This is a genomic window from Alcaligenes faecalis, assembly GCF_041521385.1.
Classification (GTDB): domain Bacteria; phylum Pseudomonadota; class Gammaproteobacteria; order Burkholderiales; family Burkholderiaceae_B; genus Alcaligenes; species Alcaligenes faecalis_E.
This window is the reverse complement of the sequence record NZ_CP168006.1, coordinates 1,263,039-1,280,660: the sequence shown is the minus strand read 5'-3', so window position 1 is coordinate 1,280,660 and position 17,622 is coordinate 1,263,039. Positions and strand designations below refer to the sequence as shown.

Sequence of the window (17,622 nt, the reverse complement as noted above, 5' to 3'; positions counted from 1 at the left end):
AGTACCTCCCCTGCCTTTGTTGGCATGTTGAGCGCGGTATCTTAAAACCGGGATGACGCCTTTTATTTCAGAATAACTCTGACAGTTTTAGTTCTTAGTATTTCTTTTGTGACTGTTAGGTGGGTGCTTGCTAGTGTGATTAGCCCCTGACTTCGTGACGACCAGCCGTCAGTTGTTTTGTATTTAAGTAGTACGCTGGCTAATTAAATGAACGGCTGATTTATCTAATAGAAAAATAAAAAAGAAGATGTTACAAGCTGATTTATGGAACCTATCGCCGCCTCCGACTTGAAAACTATTTTGCATTCCAAGCGTGCAAATATTTATTATTTGGAACATTGCCGTGTATTGCTTAATGGCGGGCGGGTCGAGTACGTAACTGACGCAGGAAAAAAAGCCTTGTATTGGAATATCCCCATTGCCAATACCACCTGCATTTTGTTGGGAACCGGAACGTCGTTGACCCAGGCCGCCATGCGGGAGCTGGCTAAGGCAGGAGTACTTGTGGGGTTTTGTGGTGGAGGAGGGACTCCTTTATTTGCAGGCTCCCCCATGGATGTAGAGGTGGCATGGCTTAGTCCTCAAAGTGAGTATCGCCCTACCGAATACTTGCAGGCTTGGGTGCGGTTTTGGTTTAAAGACGATCTACGCTTGCAAGCCGCCTTGAAATTGCAGAGCCTGCGACTGAAATTCTTGCGTTCTCAGTGGGGGCGTAGGGAGATACAGGACATGGGCTTTCAGCCGGTTTTGTCCGAGCTTGATGCTGTATTAGAAAAAAGTGCATCCTCTTTGCAATATGCACCTGATGTTACGCATGTTTTGACAGAGGAGGCGCGGCTTAGCAAGGCGCTGTTTCGTATAGCCGCCAATGCGGTGCAGTATGGTGAGTTTTCCCGAGTCAAAAAAGGGCAGGGCTTGGACCCTGCCAATCGTTTTTTGGATCATGGTAATTACCTGGCCTATGGTCTGGGAGCGACTGCGTGCTGGGTGCTGGGCTTGCCTCATGGCTTGGCGGTGCTTCATGGCAAAACACGCCGAGGCGGCTTGGTGTTTGATGCGGCTGATTTGGTTAAGGATGCCATTATTTTGCCGCAGGCGTTTTTATCTGCGATGCATGGCGATCAGGAGCAGGAGTTTCGACGGCAGTGTATCGAGGCGTTGACGCGCAGTGAGTCGTTGGACTTTATGATCGATAGCCTGAAAGATATTGCGATGAGTGTTTCAGCCGATGTTGTAGATTCGTAGGGCTGCAGGCATGAATATTTTGCTGGTGTCGCAATGTACAAAACAGGCCTTGGTCCAAACACGTCGTATTTTGGATCAGTTTGCAGAGCGTCGAGGGGAGCGTACTTGGCAAACGGCCATTACGCAGGCCGGCCTGGATACTTTACGCAAATTGTTGCGGCAAACCGCTAGAAAAAATACAGCGGTTGCGTGTCATTGGATACGTGGCAAGGATCACACTGAATTGTTGTGGGTGGTGGGCAATCGCAGTCAATTTAATGAGTATGGTGCAGTGCCGACGCACTCCACCTCCCGAGATGTATTGCGTCAGGCGGATGAGAATAATTGGCACAATTTGTCGCTAATCAATCTGCTTTCTGGCTTGGCGGCTTTGCTGCATGATTTGGGTAAATCCTGCCAGTCGTTTCAGGCCCGATTAAAACCCGGCTCCTTGCCGGAAAAGAATCGTTATCGGCATGAGTGGGTGTCGGTTCGTTTATTTCAGGCGTTTGTGGGGCCGGATGATGATCAAGGCTGGTTACATCGCTTGATGCTGGCCGGGCATAAACAGGCCGATGCTCACGCATTTGAACAAGTCTGGTTAGGTGAATCAGGCCATGTTCTATATAAAGATGGCCTGGATCAACAGACAAAACAGCATAGACCGTTTGCACAAGATGGTTCTGGTTTACCTCCCTTGGCGCAAGCAATTGCCTGGCTCGTACTGACGCATCACCGTTTGCCTGCTTGCCCCGACGAGCAAAACCCAGATCCAGAGCGTCGCCTTTGGCACGGGAAAAAACCCTACAACGGCAGTGCGCAAGCACTAGAACACTTACTGGCCAAGGTGAACGCTGATTGGAATGAGCCATGGCTTGAAGTTGCTGATAAACAGGCCATTGATCGCTGTCAGCCATATTGGCATTTCCCGCATGGCTTACCTGTGCGTACCTTGCTTTGGAGGCAGCGGGCAGCTCGCTTTGCCAAAGCCTTGCAATCACATGTTTTGACTGGGCAAGACTTACTGCATGATCCTTATGTGATGCACCTGTCGCGCTTGTCGCTGATGCTGGCGGATCACTATTACTCGGGCCTGAAAAAAGAGGAGCATCGACTTCAGGGGGAGAAAAACTTCCCCCTTTATGCCAATACAGACCGAGCTACCGGCCATTTACTGCAGCCTTTAGATGAGCATTTGCTTGGGGTGGAGCATCAGGCCGGAAAGCTGGTGCATAGCTTGCCCTCCTTGAGGGGGCAGTTACCTCATTTGATTGCGCATCGAAAGCTGAAAAAGCGTAGCGCGGATGCGCGTTTTCACTGGCAGGACAAGGCGGCCGATCTGGCTGTAGCGGTACGGCAAGAATCCAGGGATTGCGGTGCTTTTATCGTCAATATGGCTTCAACGGGGTGTGGCAAAACCCTGGCGAATGCCCGCATCATGAATGCCCTGACGGATCCTGCTTTAGGGCTGCGTTGTGCCTTCGCTATTGGATTGCGTACCTTGACTTTGCAGACCGGGCGTAGTTTTCAGACTGACCTGGGCTTGGATGAGGATGCCTTGGCCATTCAAGTGGGTGGCTCTAGTCAGAAAGCCTTGTTTGAGTATTACGAACAGTTGGCAGAACGCAGTGGCTCCGCCTCGCGGCAAAGCTTGATTGATGAAAGTAGCCATGTCATTTACGACAGCAATACGGATCATCCGGCCTTAAAACAGTTGGCGCATGAGCCGGGAGCGCAAAAGTTATTAAGTGCTCCGTTGCTGGTGTGCACGATTGATCATTTGACTCCAGCAACCGAGAGTTTGCGCGGCGGACGGCAGATTGCACCTATGTTGCGCTTGTTGACCGGGGATCTGGTGTTGGATGAGCCAGATGATTTTGACCTGGATGATTTGCCCGCCTTAACGCGTTTGGTGCATTGGGCGGGGCTGTTGGGTTCCCGAGTCTTATTGTCCTCCGCCACCTTAGCCCCCGCATTGGTGCAGGGGCTGTATTTGGCTTATGCGGCGGGGCGTCGCTGGTTTCAACGTAATCGCGGATTGCGCCCCGACGAGCCTGTGCAAATTGCCTGCCTCTGGGTGGATGAGTTTCATCAGGTATATGTACCGTGTCGACAGGCGCACGAGTTTGAAGTCCAACATCATGCGTTTGTACAGAAGCGGGTACAGGAGCTGGGCCAGCAAGTTGTACGGCGTCGGGCTGAGTTGTTGGCTTTGCCCGCAAACATGGCGAAACTTTCTAAGCACGAGCAGCGTATACAGTTTGCGCAGGTGGCCCGACTAGGGATATTCAAGCTGCATAAGAAAAATCACAGCCAAGATCCCCATAGCGGTAAACGAGTCAGTTTTGGTTTATTGCGTATGGCCAACATCAATCCTTTGTGTGAGGTGGCGTTGGCCTTGTATCAGGCCGGGATGCCGGATGGCGTTCAATTGCATGTGTGTGTATATCACTCTCAGTATCCCTTGGTGATGCGCTCCGCAATCGAGCATATGCTCGATCAGGTCATGAACAGACGGCAGCCCCAAGCGGTGTTTAACCACCCTTTAATCCGGCAGAAACTGGATCAGTCCAGTGCTCAGGATCATTTATTTCTTGTGGTCGGCTCGCCAGTGGCAGAAGTAGGCCGGGATCACGATTATGACTGGGCGGTGGTTGAGCCTTCATCCATGCGATCCATTATTCAACTGGCAGGGCGGGTGCGTCGACATCGAAGTGATCAAAGCGATCGTGATCTTAATATTTTGCTGTGTAACGCCAACCTCTTGCACTTTAGCGCAGGCAAGGGAAAGCCCGCCTTTTGTCGGCCTGGGTTTGAGGGGACTGGACCGAATCTTTTAGAAAGCCATTATTTAGCCTCGGTGCTCCAGCCCCTGGTGGATGAAAAACATCAGTTTTGCGTCGATGCTCGTCCGCGAATCCTGCCGCGTGCTTTGTCGCAACGACAACCTCGTAAGAGCTTGGTTGATTTGGAGCATGCCCGCTTGGAGACGCAGATGTTGCCCAGAGAGAAGAATAGCAGTGTGTCTACTGCATCTTCTGTGTTGAACGCCAGCAGTTTTTGGGCAGAGCCGCAGGCGCATTTGTTGGGCTTTGTACAGCAAATGCAGCCCTTCAGGGAGCAGACCAGCCAGCAAGTAGAGCTTGTTTTTTTGCCGGATGAAGACGAAATCTTGCGGCTCCATAAAGTGCAGGATCAAGATCGGTATGGAGGAAAACAGTATGTACCTGTTGATGCAAGCTTGAAGCATGCTGTGTCGGTACCAGAGGATAAAGGCGCCATCAGGTGGCAGACGGAGAGCCTGGAAGAACTGATGCAACGGCAGGCACAGGAAATGGATCTGTCCCTGGAGGCGTTCGCCTACAAGTTTGGAATGGTATCAGTGGGGGCGAGTGAAAATGGGTGGGTCTGGAGTGAGGCGCTCGGGTTTAGTCGGAAGGGATAGATGAGTCTGTATTAACAGTACAGTTGCTTGACTGTTGGGAGAGATGATGTGAATGAATCCTTAAGTTCTGAGAAAGCGAGGCAATGGAGGGAGCTTATCCAGAGCTTTATCCAGGCCCGTTTACAGGCCAAATTAGAAAAGCTGTCCGAGGATGATCCCAAACGCTCTGATTTGATTGCTCAGTATCAAGTTGAGACATGGTTGGCTGACGCTGCTCGGCGGGTTAAGCAGATTCAGGCGGTGACGCATTCCTTGAAGCCGATCCACCCTGATGCGCGAGGCACCAATCTCTATGTGGACCCGACGGCGTTACCTGCATTGGAGCAGCTAAGTAGCCATGTGCTGCATGACAACTTTGCCAGCGATGTGGTTGGTAATGCTGCGGCACTCGATGTCTATAAATTTCTACGTTTGGAGTGGGGCGGACACAGCATTTTGGACCGTTTGCAAGCGGATGATCCTGCTGTGCTGGCTGCGTTTTGTGCTGATCTCGAACAGGCTAAAGAGTGGCAGCAAGCCTTTCTGGGCTTGCTCCAGGACAATGGTCAAGCCATGTCCAGCCATGTTCTGGCTAAGCAGTTGTATTTCTTGGTGGGCGAAGATTCTGGTGATGATGCACACTATCATTTGCTCGCTCCGTTGTTCCCCACCTCCTTGGTTCATGCCGTGCATGAAGTACTTCAAGAGGATCGGTTTGGGGAACCTATGAAACTGGCCCGACAGGCACAGCGCGATAAGGTGATGCATGAGCATGCGGTGCGCTGGTATCCCAATTTGGCTGTCCGTAAATTGGGAGGTACTAAGCCGCAGAATATCTCTCAGTTAAATAGCGAGCGGGGTGGCGTTAATTACTTGCTCAGCTCCTTGCCCCCGACTTGGACGTCTCGATCCGCTCCCAGCCCATGGGCGGTAGAGTCCATTTTTGACTCCCTGTTCATGCAGCGTCGGGAGGTGCGTCAGCAAGTAAGAGGTTTGCAACGGTTTTTGCATAGTCAGCCCAAGCCTATTAAAGAAACGCGTGATCGTGTCGACGATTATCTAGCCCGCTTGATTGATGAGTTGGTGTCGTTTGCTGCCGAATTACGCCTGGCTTGGCCTGCGGGTTGGACAGCGGATAGTCGTTGTCAGCTTAATCGTGAAGAGCAGCTATGGCTGGATACTGAGCGAGTTCGTCAGGAAGATCTTTTTAGTTCTGAGGATGACCAAGCGTTTCGCGCCGAATGGTACTGGATGGATTGGCCTGATCAAATCGGCCAGCGCTTTGCCCGCTGGCTCAACGGGCGTTTGGGTGACACTTTACCGGTCGGTGACGTTGAGTATTTTCACTGGAAGAAAGAGCTGTTAATAGATCAAGCTCATTGGGCCAGTCAGTTGCGCACATTACGGCAACAAAACAACGCACCTTTATATATCTCGGCAAGGAAGGGGGGGATATGAGTTCGAACATAGAAGCCTTGTTGCTGATTCCCCGTTTGCGTATTCAAAATGCCAACGCCATCTCCAGCCCCTTAACCCACGGCTTCCCAGCCATGAGTGCTTTTTTGGGCTTGATGTGGGCCTTGAATCGCAAGTTGGAAAAAACAGGTGTCCCTATTGTGCTGGAAAAAGTGGGGGTTGTTTGCCACTCACATCAGGAGCAAGTAAATACTGGCTTTGTGAGCACGTTTAATCTGACCCGCAATCCGGTTGACAAGAAAGGCGACACTCTGGCGATTGTAGAAGAGGGGCGCATGCAGTTGGAGCTCAGTCTCATCTTTCAGCTTCGGGGGCGCGCCAATGGGGAGAACGGCAGCTTGGCGAGTCAAGAGCACACTCAACGACAGGATTGGGCGAAACAGGTCGATGACTGTTTGGCGACGATGCGCGTGGCGGGCGGTAGTGTGCTGGGACATCAGGGGGCGCAGCGAACCCCATCCATGATGCTTTGGCCCTCCGAGGAGAAAGAGCAGAAAGAACTGTTCCGCACCTTGCGGCGTCGTTGTCTACCAGGCTTTGCGCTGGTAAGCCGAGAGGATTTGCTGCAATCGCATTGGAGCAAATTAAAAGACGAAGTACCCGAGAGCACCTTGCTGGATGCCTGGCTGGATTTATCGCGCTTCAATTACCGCAGTCAGCAAATGGAAGATGGGTCGGTAAAGTGGCAACACGATCGTGAGGGTTGGGTTGTGCCTATTCCAGTTGGTTATCGTGCGCTAGGACCGTTGCAGGAGTCTGGGTCGGTCTTGAATGCTCGTGACACCTCCACACCCTTTCGTTTTGTAGAAAGCGTTTATTCAATTGGGCAATGGCTTGGTCCTCATCATTTAAACCATCCCGACGATTTGCTCTGGTATGCCCAGTACCAAGAGCCTGAAGGAAGCTACCTGTGCTGCAACGCATACCAAGCTCCCGAGCCAGAGCCAGAGCCTGAGTCTGGTTTGTCCCTTCTGGATGACTCGGTGTTTGATTGGACCACTTAACGCAGGTAAGTTTTTTGTGTGATTTTTAGTTTGGACTGGCAGTTTGTCAGTAAGGCTATAAGTGCCTTGGGGAAGCTTTAAAAGAAGGTGTGTTGCTCTTTTGGGCCTCTATTCAATCTGGTGACGAATTATTCTGGAGTAGTTCTTATGTCTTTGAAGACCGCATCCGTATTAGCATTCGAGCGCAAAATTGACCCGTCTGATGCTTTGTTTTATGCAGGAAGTTGGCAAGATCAGGATAAACAGGCTGCTTGGCAAACTGTGGTGATCACTCAGAAATCGGTTCGCGGCACGATCTCTAACCGACTCAAAGCCAAAGACCAGGATCCTGCTAAGTTGGATGCCGCTATTGAGAAGCCTAATTTGCAAACCGTAGACGTGGCGGCTTTGCCCCCTAATAGCGACACATTACAAGTTGGTTTTACCTTACGTATTTTGTCTGGCATGGGATTGCCATCGGCTTGCAATAACGTGGAGTACCAGGCCAAGTTGCAGCAGGTGGTGCAGGCTTATATACAAGACAATGGCTTTACGGAGCTGGCCCGTCGTTATGCTCACAACCTGGCTAATGGTCGGTTCTTGTGGCGCAATCGAATTGGCGCAGAGCAGGTTCAGGTCCTTATTGATTTGCTTGAGCAAGGCCAGGTCAGTCAGAGTTGGTCGTTTGATGCCTTGACGTTGAGCCTGCGCCAGTTTGATCAAAAAGGGCAAACGCCAGAGCTGGAGGCCTTGTCGCAATTGATTGCACAAGGTTTGGCTGGGGCGCGTCATGTTTTGCTGCGTATTCGTGCGTATGTGCGTGTGGGGCAAGGACAGGAAGTATTCCCTTCCCAGGAGCTGATTCTGGAGCGGGGTAAAGGCGATAAAAGCCGAACCTTGTATCACGTTAATGATGTTGCTGCAATGCACTCACAAAAAATTGGCAATGCCATTCGTACTATTGACGATTGGTACCCAGGCTCGCAGGAGCTGGGGCCTATTGCGGTGGAGCCGTATGGTTCGGTGACGACTCAAGGCAAGGCGTACCGTCAGCCCAAAGAAAATCTGGACTTTTATACCTTGCTGGATAATTGGGTGCTGAAAGATAAAGCCCCAGCCCTGGAGCAACAGCATTTTGTCATGGCCGTATTGATCCGTGGCGGTGTCTTTGGTGATGCTGGGAACTGAGGCCATGAGCACTCATTACATCGAAATTCGTATTTTGCCTGATCCGGAGTTTAGTGCGGTTCATCTAATGGGAGTCTTGTATGCCAAGCTGCATCGGGCCTTGGTGCAAATGGGCACGCAGGGCCTGGGAGTCAGTTTTCCGGGCTATTCCATAAAGCCTCGTACAGTGGGGCCAATAATGCGGATTCATGGTTCCTTGTCAGAGTTGCAGAGTTTGGAGCAGACTCAGTGGTTACGCGGGATGCATGATCATATTGATTTGAAAGAAGCCAGCCCTGTTCCGCAGGACGCGACGTACCGAACGGTTTATCGTCGTCAGTTCAAAACCAATGTCGATCGGCTGCGGCGCAGGCGTATGAAGCGTCATGGAGAAACAGCAGATCAGGCTGTGAAGGCGATTCCTGAATGTGTTCAACAGCAACCAACCTTGCCGTTCATACAGATGCGTAGCCAAAGTACCGCACAAACCTTTTGTCTGTTCCTGGAAATGGGACCGGAGCAGGAGGTGGCAGCGTTGGGAGGTTTCAATGCTTATGGACTAAGTACGCAGGCTAGCGTCCCTTGGTTTTGACCCAAATTTTTAGTGAAAATAATTATTCTTTAAAATCAATGGCTTGTGTTTTTGTCTAAAAAAAGGGTTTTGTAGGTAAAAAAGGCTGAAAGCGTTGAGTATTCAGCGATTTCGGTGTTTTTTATTCTAGTTTGCTGCCGCATAGGCAGCTTAGAAATGACGACTGCGACGAGTTGACCACGCTGCGCAGTTTGCTGCCGCATAGGCAGCTTAGAAAGTTTCGATCTTGCTGCGCTTTGCCTGCGCGTAGTTTGCTGCCGCATAGGCAGCTTAGAAATTGGAGCACCTCCATTTTCAGGCGGTAGCGATGTTTGCTGCCGCATAGGCAGCTTAGAAAAACGTGGGCGAGCACTTCGTAACCGTGGCACTGTTTGCTGCCGCATAGGCAGCTTAGAAATCGCGGCGCTCGTGCGGCAGCTGCTTGCGCATGTTTGCTGCCGCATAGGCAGCTTAGAAAATCGCAATCGCGGAATCTACATAGCCCCTGGTGTTTGCTGCCGCATAGGCAGCTTAGAAAAGGTGGCGGCGGTATGTCGCAGGTCGTGAAATGTTTGCTGCCGCATAGGCAGCTTAGAAAATCTGCGCTGCAATCGCTTCATACCTCTCTGTGTTTGCTGCCGCATAGGCAGCTTAGAAAAACGTGGAGATTAACGGCATCCAGGGCACGTTGTTTGCTGCCGCATAGGCAGCTTAGAAATTGTGGCCGGGGTCAGCGGTAGCGGTCAACAAGTTTGCTGCCGCATAGGCAGCTTAGAAAAGTTCGAGCTGGGCGGCGCAAAGGTGGGCTATGTTTGCTGCCGCATAGGCGGCTTAGAAAAAGATTGGCAAATACCGCGTGGACTTTCTTGTGTTTGCTGCCGCATAGGCAGCTTAGAAATTTGCTCTGTCGCGGTATCCATTGGTGTGTCGGTTTGCTGCCGCATAGGCAGCTTAGAAAGGGTTCCGCATTTGGAAGCGGTGCCATGAGCGGTTTGCTGCCGTATAGGCAGCTTAGAAAAAGTCGTAACGACCAAACAGATATATCTGCGTGTTTGCTGCCGCATAGGCAGCTTAGAAATGTTTTTACATCGTTAGGCGTTTGCCGTGTGTAATCTTTGTCTCTTATTGAGAGTCGGCAGCAGAGTCTATTTTCATTGGGTACGCCCGATTTGGCGCCTGTATTTGTTCTTTCAAGCTGCCCGCTATAACTTTTACAAAATAAATGTCCGGAAAGTGGGCTCTCAAACGTCTTTATAGGGAAGGCCTGAAAAAGGACCGATTGTCCTGTCCGCTTGATTGCACTGTTCAGGGGTGAATCCGCGCTGTTTGCTAGGCAGCCTGGAGCCCGTTTCGGTGTAGGCAAGTATCTGCCTTCTTGACCATTTTTACTTTTTTGATCTCCTGCTACGCAGGATACGGCGGGTGTCGATCTACGGTTTTAACGGGATTATGTATGAAGTCCAAAGCAGTGAAGCGTCGCTGGGCGTTGGCCCTGTTGGCGGTGCTGGTGCTGGGGGCGCTGGCCGCACAGGCCGGGCGCTCCTCAGAGCAGTTTGAAACGGTGGCTGTGGAGCAAAGCGATATACGCGCTACCGTTGCTGCGGTGGGGACGTTAAAGCCCAGTCGCTATGTGGATGTGGGTGCACAGGTGTCGGGGCAGATTACGGCTTTGCCGGTTGCACCGGGCGATCAGGTTGAGCAGGGGCAGTTGCTGGTGGAAATTGATCCCAGTGTGCAGCAAGCCACCGTTGATGCCGGCCGCGCTTCGTTGGCGGCGTTTCGCGCCCAGTTGGCTGAACAGCAGGCCCAGCTTGTGTTGGCCCGTCAGCAGTTGGCTCGTCAGCGTCAATTGGAGCGCCAGCAGGCCAGCCGTCAGGAAGATATCCAGATCGCCCAGGCGAATCTGGCTACGGCTCAAGCTCGTGTTGCTCATGTACAAGCGCAGATGGAACAGACCCAGGCTACGCTGAAAGCTGATGAAGCCCGACTGGGCTATACGCGTATTTACGCGCCCATGAGTGGCACCGTCATTGGCGTACAGGCGCGGGAAGGACAGACGCTGAATGCCACATACCAAACGCCCACTATTTTGCGTATTGCGGACCTGAGCACCATGACGGTGTGGACCAGTGTGTCCGAGGCCGATATTCGCCGTATCAAACCGGGCATGACCGTGACCTTTACGACCCTGGGTGAGCAGGGCGAGACGCAGGCGCGTCAATGGCAGGCCAGGGTACGGCAGATCATGCCGGCCCCCGAAGGCAGCACAAAGGAAGAAACCACTGCAACAGCCCCGACAGCCACACAGGCCATCATGTATACGGTGCTGTTTGATGTGGACAACGAAGATGGCGAGTTGATGCCTCAGATGACGGCTCAGGTGTTGTTTGAAATTGATCGGGCTGACCAGGCTTTGCTGGTGCCTTTGGTGGCGTTGCGCGCTGATACTGATCGTGGTCCCGAGGCGTTTAAGGTGGCTGTGCTCGAGCAGGGCAAGCTGCAGGAAAAGCCGGTCAGCCTGGGGGTGCGTAATCGCCACCAGGTTCAGGTTCTGGATGGCTTGACCTCGGGAGAGCAGGTTGTGCTGGCCGTGGTGGCCCCCGAGCGTGGCTGGCGGTGGTTGCAATGGTAGGGGCTGCACCTGCTTTGATTGAGCTGCGGGGCATTAACCGTATCTACGGTGGCCCGCCCAGTACCAAGCCTGCGGTGCAGGTCTTGTTCGATGTCAGCTTGAGTATTGAGCCGGGCGAGTTTGTGGCCATTGTGGGCGCTTCGGGATCGGGTAAGTCGACGCTGATGAACCTGCTCGGGTGTCTGGATAGGCCCAGCAGCGGTACTTACTGGTTCCAGGGCCGGGATGTCGCGCAGTTAAACCCGGACGAACTGGCCGCTTTGCGTCGGGAAACCTTTGGTTTTGTGTTTCAGGGCTATCACCTGATTCCTACCGAAACGGCCAGTGAAAATGTCCAGATGCCTGCCATTTACGCGGGAATGGATGAGGACGCGCGTGCGGCACGGGCTGCGGAATTGCTCAGCAGCCTGGGGCTGGCGGACAAGCTGGACAACCGGCCCAATCAGTTGTCCGGCGGCCAGCAGCAGCGCGTGTCCATTGCCCGTGCCTTGATGAACGGTGGGCGTGTCATTCTGGCTGACGAACCCACGGGGGCATTGGACTCGCGCAGTGGCGCAGAAGTGATGACCTTGCTGCGCAAGCTCTCGGACTCCGGACACACCATTATTCTGATTACGCACGACCATGAAGTCGCGGCGATGGCAGACCGGATCATTGAAATTCGTGACGGCTGCATTCTCTCGGATAGTCGTCCTGAAACGGCCTTGGAGAGCAAACCCACGCAGCCCTTACCGCCGCCTGAGCACTGTCGTTCACCCTGGCTCTCTGAAATCAAGGATGCGGCGCGCAGTGCCTTGCGCAGCATGTTTATTAATCGGCATCGTACCGCCTTGACCTTGCTGGGCGTGATTATAGGAGTGGCCTCGGTCATTGTCATGCTGGCGGTGGGGGAGGGAGCCCGTCAGCGAGTGGTGGAGCAGATGGGGACGATGGGGACCACCATTATGTATTTAGGCAGTTACTCACCGTCCAATGGGTTTCCTAGAGGAGAGTTGACGCAGGAGGATCTGGACGCGATTGCAGAGCTGCCGTTAATACGGCGTGTGATGCCGGTTATTGGTGATCCGATTACGGTACGGCGTGGCAGTGTGGACCGTCAGGTGTATGTATTTGCCGCCAATGAGACTATGCCTGATGTCCATCACTGGCCATTGGCGCAAGGCCGTTATTACACGGATGCAGAGGATCGGGATTTGGCTCCTTTAGTGGTTCTGGGACATCGTGCCGCCAAGCATTTTTTTTCGGATAGGGAGGTGCCCCTGGGGCAAAAACTGTTGATTGGGAACTCGCCTTTTGAGGTTATTGGCGTGATGCAGGAGCGAGGGGCCGACTCAGGGGTGGAGGACTATGACGATATGGTCTTTATTCCTTATCTTGCTGCCCGTGCCCGTGTGTACCAAGCGCAGACACAACCTGATTATGTGGTTGTTGAGGCGCAAGACAGCGCCACCGTGCTGGAGGCGGAGCAATCAATGCGTCAGTTACTGCTTCAGCGTCATGGCGGACGCGAGGACTTTTCCATTGGCAACGCGGCGGCCCGTTTGCAAGCCGAAGCCTCTACACGGCAGTCTATGAGCATGATGCTGGGCCTGATCGCTGCAGTCTCGTTGGTGGTAGGCGGTATTGGGGTCATGAACGTAATGTTGATGACGGTGCGTGAACGTACGCGGGAAATTGGCATACGTATGGCCACCGGCGCGCGACAAAGCGACATCATGCGCCAGTTTCTGACCGAGGCAGTTTTGTTGACGATTACAGGCGGTTGCCTGGGCGTGCTGGCCGGTGCGGTTGTGGGTATTGGCCTGATTTTTAGTGGGGTAGATGTGGTGTTTTCCTTGCGGGCGGCCTTGGGCGCCTTTGGCTGCGCTGTGGTGACGGGCATGGTTTTTGGCTATATGCCAGCACGTACGGCGGCGGCACTGGACCCCGTTCAGGCTTTGGCTGGGGAGTAAGCATGGCCCATTACCGATGGATTGCAGGGATCATGAGCACGCTTTTGCTGCAGGCGTGCAGCTCCTTGTCTTCGGATCTGGACAAGACCCCGCCGACGCTGCCCCAGGCGTATCAACAGCGAGCCAAGGCCACACCCAGCCCTGTACAGGCTCAGGTGGAGCCGCAGTGGTGGCGTGCCTATAACAGCCCCGCCTTGAACAGCCTGATGCAGGAAGCCGTGAAGGATGTGGCGGTGCTGCGTCAGGCCCAGGCCCGGATCTTGCAAGCGCAGGCCCAGGCACGCATTGCCGGAGCCAGTTTACTGCCGGAATTGCAGGGCAATGTTTCTGTGCAAAGGGATGCACCGTTTTCTTCGTCACATGGTGACCCCCGCTCGCAATATGTGGCCGGTGTGTTCATGAGCTACGAACTGGATGTGTGGGGGCGTAATCGTGCTCTGGCTGATAGTGCCGTGTTCCTGGCCCAGGCGGCGAATTATGAGCTGGATGTGTTGCGTGTCAGCGTACAGGCGCAGGTGGTGCATTTAAGTTTGCAAGCCTTGGGCGATAAGCAGCGTGTCGCCATTGCTCGTCAAAACCTGGCCGTTGCGCAACGCTTGTTGAGCTTGCTGGAAGCACGCCTGCAAGCGGGGGCGGCTTCGCCGTTGGAGCTGGCGCAGCAACGTCAATTGCTGGCGTCGCAACAGCGCAAATTGTTCGTGATTGAGGAACAGGCCATTCGCACGCGGGTGGAGTTGGCGACCCTGTTGGGCCGTACTGAAATCATGCCCGAACCACAGGAGGATATTGCGGACTTGCAGGTGCCAGAGCTGGACGCGGGTCTGCCTGCACAGCTCTTGTCGCAACGCCCTGATATTGCGCGCATCGAGGCCCAATTGTCAGCGGCTCATGCCGATGTGCAGGTGGCGCGCGCTGCCATGTATCCCAGCCTGACCTTGGGCGCGCGAGCAGGGGCATCGGGGAATCATTGGGAAGAAAGTTTGCGCCATCCGGTCTATAGCCTGATCAGTGGGCTGGTGGCCCCTATCTTCAATGCCGGTCGTCTGCAGGCGGGCAAGGATTTAAGCGACGCCCGTTTACAGGAATGGCTGGTGCAGTATCGCCAGACCATTGTGCAGGCCTATATGGATGTGGAAGGCGTGCTGGCACAACTGCATAGCCTGGATGCTCAGGCGCAGGCCATGGAACGGGAGTGGGAGCAAGCCAGACTGGCGTTTCAACTGGCCGAAGCACGTTATCGCTCCGGCTCGGAAACCTTGCTGTCTTTACTGGATGCGCAGCGTACCTTGTACGCCGCCCAGGATGTGCGCGTCAGTTTGATGCAGTCGCGTCTGCAGTCCCGCGCGGCGCTTTTCAGGGCGCTGGGCGGGGGCTGGCAAGCTGGCTCAGGCGGCCTGGCTGATCAGGGGACGGTGGCACAGGCTGGGGTCTAGCAAGCTGGCAGCCGCCTCGTCCAGCAGGATGTGGGCGTTGGCGTGCTGCTTCAAGGCCGTGAAAGGCAGCTCGGGCGTGACACCACCTTCCTGATAATTGAGCATGGTGCGAGCCTTGTGCTCACCCGTCACTACCAGGGCAATTTCATGGGCGCTCAGAATATCGGCAATCCCCATGGTGATGGCCGAGGTAGGCACTTGGTCCATGGAGTCAAAAAAGCGACTGTTGTCGATACGGGTGCGCTCGGACAGGGCCACCACATGGGTGCGGCTGTCAAAAGGCGTGCCCGGTTCGTTAAAGCCAATGTGTCCGTTGGTGCCGACGCCCAGTAGTTGCAAGGCGACACCGCCGCTGGCGGCAATCGCGGCGGAATAGTCCTGACAGTGCTGCTCCAGCTCTGTGCTCAGGCCATTGGGCAGATGCAGGCGTGCAGTATCAAAGGGCAATTGGCTGAACAGGTGCTGGCGCATGTAGCACGCGTAGCTTTGCTCGTGCTCTGCCGCCAGACCCACATATTCATCCAGATTGAAGCTATTGATCCTGGACACATCCAGTCCATTGGCACGTACGTCCTGCACGAAACGGGCGTAAATGGGTTCCATGGTCCCCCCCGTTGCCAGACCCAGAGTCGCTTGTGGGTTCTGACGAATAATGTCTTGAAGACGGGTGCTCAGGTGTGTCGCAATGGCGGCGGAATCGGGGAAGACTAAAAACATATTTTTTTTCTTCGTATGGGCTGAATAAGTTGAAAAAAAACTTCGCCGCAAGCACGGCGAAGTTTGATCTTTCGAGATTCTAATGGGACAACAGCGTAACGTCAGTTTTTTTTGCAAGCAAGTGACACTGGTTCAGACATCTTGTTTGCCGGTCTCTCCCAGGAATCCGCCACTTTGATGGGCCCACAAACGAGCATATAAGCCCCCTTTTTGCAGCAAGTCCTGGTGGCTACCTTGCTCGATGATGCGGCCCTGATCCAGCACAATCAAGCGGTCCAGTGCGGCAATGGTGGACAGGCGGTGGGCAATGGCAATCACCGTCTTGCCCTGCATCAGCGTATTGAGGCTTTCCTGAATGGCCGCTTCCACTTCGGAGTCCAGGGCACTGGTGGCTTCATCCAGTAACAGGATGGGAGCATCTTTGAGCATGACGCGGGCAATGGCCACACGCTGCCGTTGACCGCCGGACAGTTTCACGCCGCGTTCGCCCACATGGGCATCCAGACCTTCACGGCCCTGGCGGTCGTGCAATTGCGGAATGAAGTCGGCAGCGGCGGCACGCTCTACCGCCATATGCAGCAACTCGTCGTTGGCATCGGGGCGGCCATACAGAATGTTGTCGCGCATGGAGCGGTGCAGCAAGGACGTATCCTGCGTCACCATGCCAATGGCAGCACGCAAACTGTCTTGCGTGACATGGGCAATGTCCTGGCCATCAATGCGGATGGTGCCGCTATCGACATCGTGGAAACGCAGCAGCAGATTGACCAGCGTGGATTTGCCCGCGCCTGAACGGCCAATCAGGCCAACACGCTCGCCCGGCTTGATCACCAGATTGAGCTTGTCGATAACCTGACGGCTTTTATCGCGGTAAGCAAAGCTGACGTCCTGGAACTCGATACGGCCTTGCTCGATGTGCAGGGTGTTGGCATCGGGCGCATCCACTACAGTGGGTTTTTGCGTCAAGGTGTTGATGCCGTCCTGAATCGTGCCCACGTTCTCGAACAGGTTGGTCAGCTCCCACATCAGCCAATGGGAATGGCCGGACAGACGCAATGCCATGGCAATGACAGCCGCCACCACACCGGCGGTGGATTGATCAATCGACCACAGGTACAAGGCCAGGCCTGCCGAACTGATCAGCAAGAGGGTGGCCAGCACATGGTTGGCCACTTCAAACAGGCTGATCAGGCGCATTTGGGCATGGCCTGTTTCCTGAAAGCGGCGCATGGCGTTCTTGGCATGGTCTGCCTCACGGCGTGTGTGGGCAAATAGCTTGACCGTGTTGATATTGGTGTAGGCGTCGGTAATGCGGCCCGTCATCAAGGCGCGAGCATCGGCCTGTTCAGCGCCGACTTTGCCCAGACGGGGCACAAAGTACAGACAGGCCAATGCATAGCCCACCAGCCAGAACAGGAAGGGCAGGATCAGCAGGCGGTCAAAGCTGCCGGCCAGAATCAGGATACCGATCAGGTAGGCGCTCATGCCCACAACCACTTCCACGGCCATGAACAGGGTTTCGCGTACCGCCAGAGCGGTTTGCATGATCTTGGTGGTGATGCGACCGGCGAACTCGTCCGCATAAAAGGACATGCTCTGGTTCAGCATCAGTTTGTGGAATAGCCAGCGCAGGCGCATGGGGAAGTTGATGGCCAGCACCTGGTGCATGACCAGCGTATGCAGGCTGATCAGGACCACGCTGCCCAGCAGAACAGCGGCAATAGTCAGGAGCGTGCCACCCTGCTGGCTCCAGAACAGAGCAGGTTCAATCGAGGGCAGCCAGTCCACGATATAGCTGAGCAGGGCAAACAGCATGGCCTCGTAGGCCGACAGGCCAATCGAGGTCACGGTCATCAGGCCAATCCAGCCACGTGAATTTTTTGTGCAGGCCCAGATGAAGGGGAAAAATCCTTTGGGAGGAGGGGCGACGTGTTGTTCGGGATAGGGATTTAACCGACGTTCAAAGAATGACAGCACCGAATGGGCTCCAGCGGACGGCCCCAAGGATGACAGGGCCGTTTAGACAAATAGAAAACCGCTTCC

At 54.2% G+C, this 17,622-nt stretch carries 11 protein-coding genes and 1 CRISPR repeat array; of the genes, 9 read left to right on the top strand and 2 right to left on the bottom strand.

The genetic code is table 11. The annotated features are described in order from the left end of the window. Positions 1-264: 264 nt before the first annotated feature. The 9 genes from cas1f to ACDI13_RS05735 all read left to right on the top strand — a co-directional run bounded on the left by cas1f (position 265) and on the right by ACDI13_RS05735 (position 14,862). Positions 265-1,245, top strand: a complete 981-nt coding sequence (gene cas1f / locus ACDI13_RS05775; protein ID WP_316990999.1) for a type I-F CRISPR-associated endonuclease Cas1f — start codon at positions 265-267, stop codon at positions 1,243-1,245. Positions 1,246-1,255: 10 nt separating this feature from the next. Continuing rightward, complete coding sequence (gene cas3f, locus ACDI13_RS05770; protein WP_316991000.1) at positions 1,256-4,669, top strand: type I-F CRISPR-associated helicase Cas3f; 3,414 nt, start codon at positions 1,256-1,258, stop codon at positions 4,667-4,669. Positions 4,670-4,717: 48 nt separating this feature from the next. After that, on the top strand, positions 4,718-6,106 hold the full coding sequence (csy1, locus tag ACDI13_RS05765) for a type I-F CRISPR-associated protein Csy1 (RefSeq protein WP_316991001.1): 1,389 nt from the start codon (positions 4,718-4,720) through the stop codon (positions 6,104-6,106). Continuing rightward, positions 6,103-7,128 carry a type I-F CRISPR-associated protein Csy2 gene (gene csy2 / locus ACDI13_RS05760; protein ID WP_316991002.1) on the top strand — a complete coding sequence of 342 codons (1,026 nt, stop codon included), beginning with the start codon at positions 6,103-6,105 and terminating at the stop codon, positions 7,126-7,128. The genes csy1 and csy2 overlap by 4 nt, the downstream gene beginning before the upstream one ends. Positions 7,129-7,275: 147 nt before the next feature. Further along, entirely contained in the window at positions 7,276-8,295 is a 1,020-nt protein-coding gene (csy3, locus tag ACDI13_RS05755) for a type I-F CRISPR-associated protein Csy3 (RefSeq protein ID WP_316991003.1), read from the top strand. Positions 8,296-8,299: 4 nt separating this feature from the next. Continuing rightward, positions 8,300-8,866, top strand: coding sequence for a type I-F CRISPR-associated endoribonuclease Cas6/Csy4 (gene cas6f / locus ACDI13_RS05750; RefSeq protein ID WP_316991004.1), 567 nt, complete (start codon positions 8,300-8,302; stop codon positions 8,864-8,866). A gap of 129 nt (positions 8,867-8,995) precedes the next feature. After that, positions 8,996-9,923: direct repeats of the CRISPR family, unit length 28 nt; unit sequence GTTTGCTGCCGCATAGGCAGCTTAGAAA. Positions 9,924-10,298: 375 nt separating this feature from the next. Continuing rightward, the gene (locus tag ACDI13_RS05745) at positions 10,299-11,477 is read left to right on the top strand and encodes an efflux RND transporter periplasmic adaptor subunit (protein ID WP_316991005.1); all 1,179 of its coding nucleotides are present in this window, start codon (positions 10,299-10,301) and stop codon (positions 11,475-11,477) included. Then, positions 11,471-13,429, top strand: coding sequence for an ABC transporter permease (locus ACDI13_RS05740; RefSeq protein ID WP_316991006.1), 1,959 nt, complete (start codon positions 11,471-11,473; stop codon positions 13,427-13,429). Before ACDI13_RS05745 ends, ACDI13_RS05740 begins: the two co-directional genes overlap by 7 nt. 2 nt (positions 13,430-13,431) lie before the next feature. Continuing rightward, positions 13,432-14,862, top strand: coding sequence for an efflux transporter outer membrane subunit (locus tag ACDI13_RS05735; protein ID WP_316991007.1), 1,431 nt, complete (start codon positions 13,432-13,434; stop codon positions 14,860-14,862). On the opposite strand, the gene ACDI13_RS05730 is transcribed toward ACDI13_RS05735, so the two are convergent. Next, positions 14,815-15,579, bottom strand: a complete 765-nt coding sequence (locus tag ACDI13_RS05730; protein ID WP_316991008.1) for a glucosamine-6-phosphate deaminase — start codon at positions 15,577-15,579, stop codon at positions 14,815-14,817. The two genes, ACDI13_RS05735 and ACDI13_RS05730, sit on opposite strands and share 48 nt — an antisense overlap. Positions 15,580-15,711: 132 nt before the next feature. Then, on the bottom strand, positions 15,712-17,556 hold the full coding sequence (locus ACDI13_RS05725) for an ABC transporter ATP-binding protein (protein WP_316991009.1): 1,845 nt from the start codon (positions 17,554-17,556) through the stop codon (positions 15,712-15,714). Between the last annotated feature and the right edge of the window lie 66 nt (positions 17,557-17,622).

Coding starts and splice junctions, on each gene's coding strand:
- cas6f (WP_316991004.1), top strand. CDS start 8,300: ATGAGCACTCATTACATCGAAATTCGTATTTTGCCTGATCCGGAGTTT.
- csy3 (WP_316991003.1), top strand. CDS start 7,276: ATGTCTTTGAAGACCGCATCCGTATTAGCATTCGAGCGCAAAATTGAC.
- cas3f (WP_316991000.1), top strand. CDS start 1,256: ATGAATATTTTGCTGGTGTCGCAATGTACAAAACAGGCCTTGGTCCAA.
- ACDI13_RS05745 (WP_316991005.1), top strand. CDS start 10,299: ATGAAGTCCAAAGCAGTGAAGCGTCGCTGGGCGTTGGCCCTGTTGGCG.
- csy2 (WP_316991002.1), top strand. CDS start 6,103: ATGAGTTCGAACATAGAAGCCTTGTTGCTGATTCCCCGTTTGCGTATT.
- ACDI13_RS05735 (WP_316991007.1), top strand. CDS start 13,432: ATGGCCCATTACCGATGGATTGCAGGGATCATGAGCACGCTTTTGCTG.
- ACDI13_RS05730 (WP_316991008.1), bottom strand. CDS start 15,579: ATGTTTTTAGTCTTCCCCGATTCCGCCGCCATTGCGACACACCTGAGC.
- cas1f (WP_316990999.1), top strand. CDS start 265: ATGGAACCTATCGCCGCCTCCGACTTGAAAACTATTTTGCATTCCAAG.
- ACDI13_RS05740 (WP_316991006.1), top strand. CDS start 11,471: ATGGTAGGGGCTGCACCTGCTTTGATTGAGCTGCGGGGCATTAACCGT.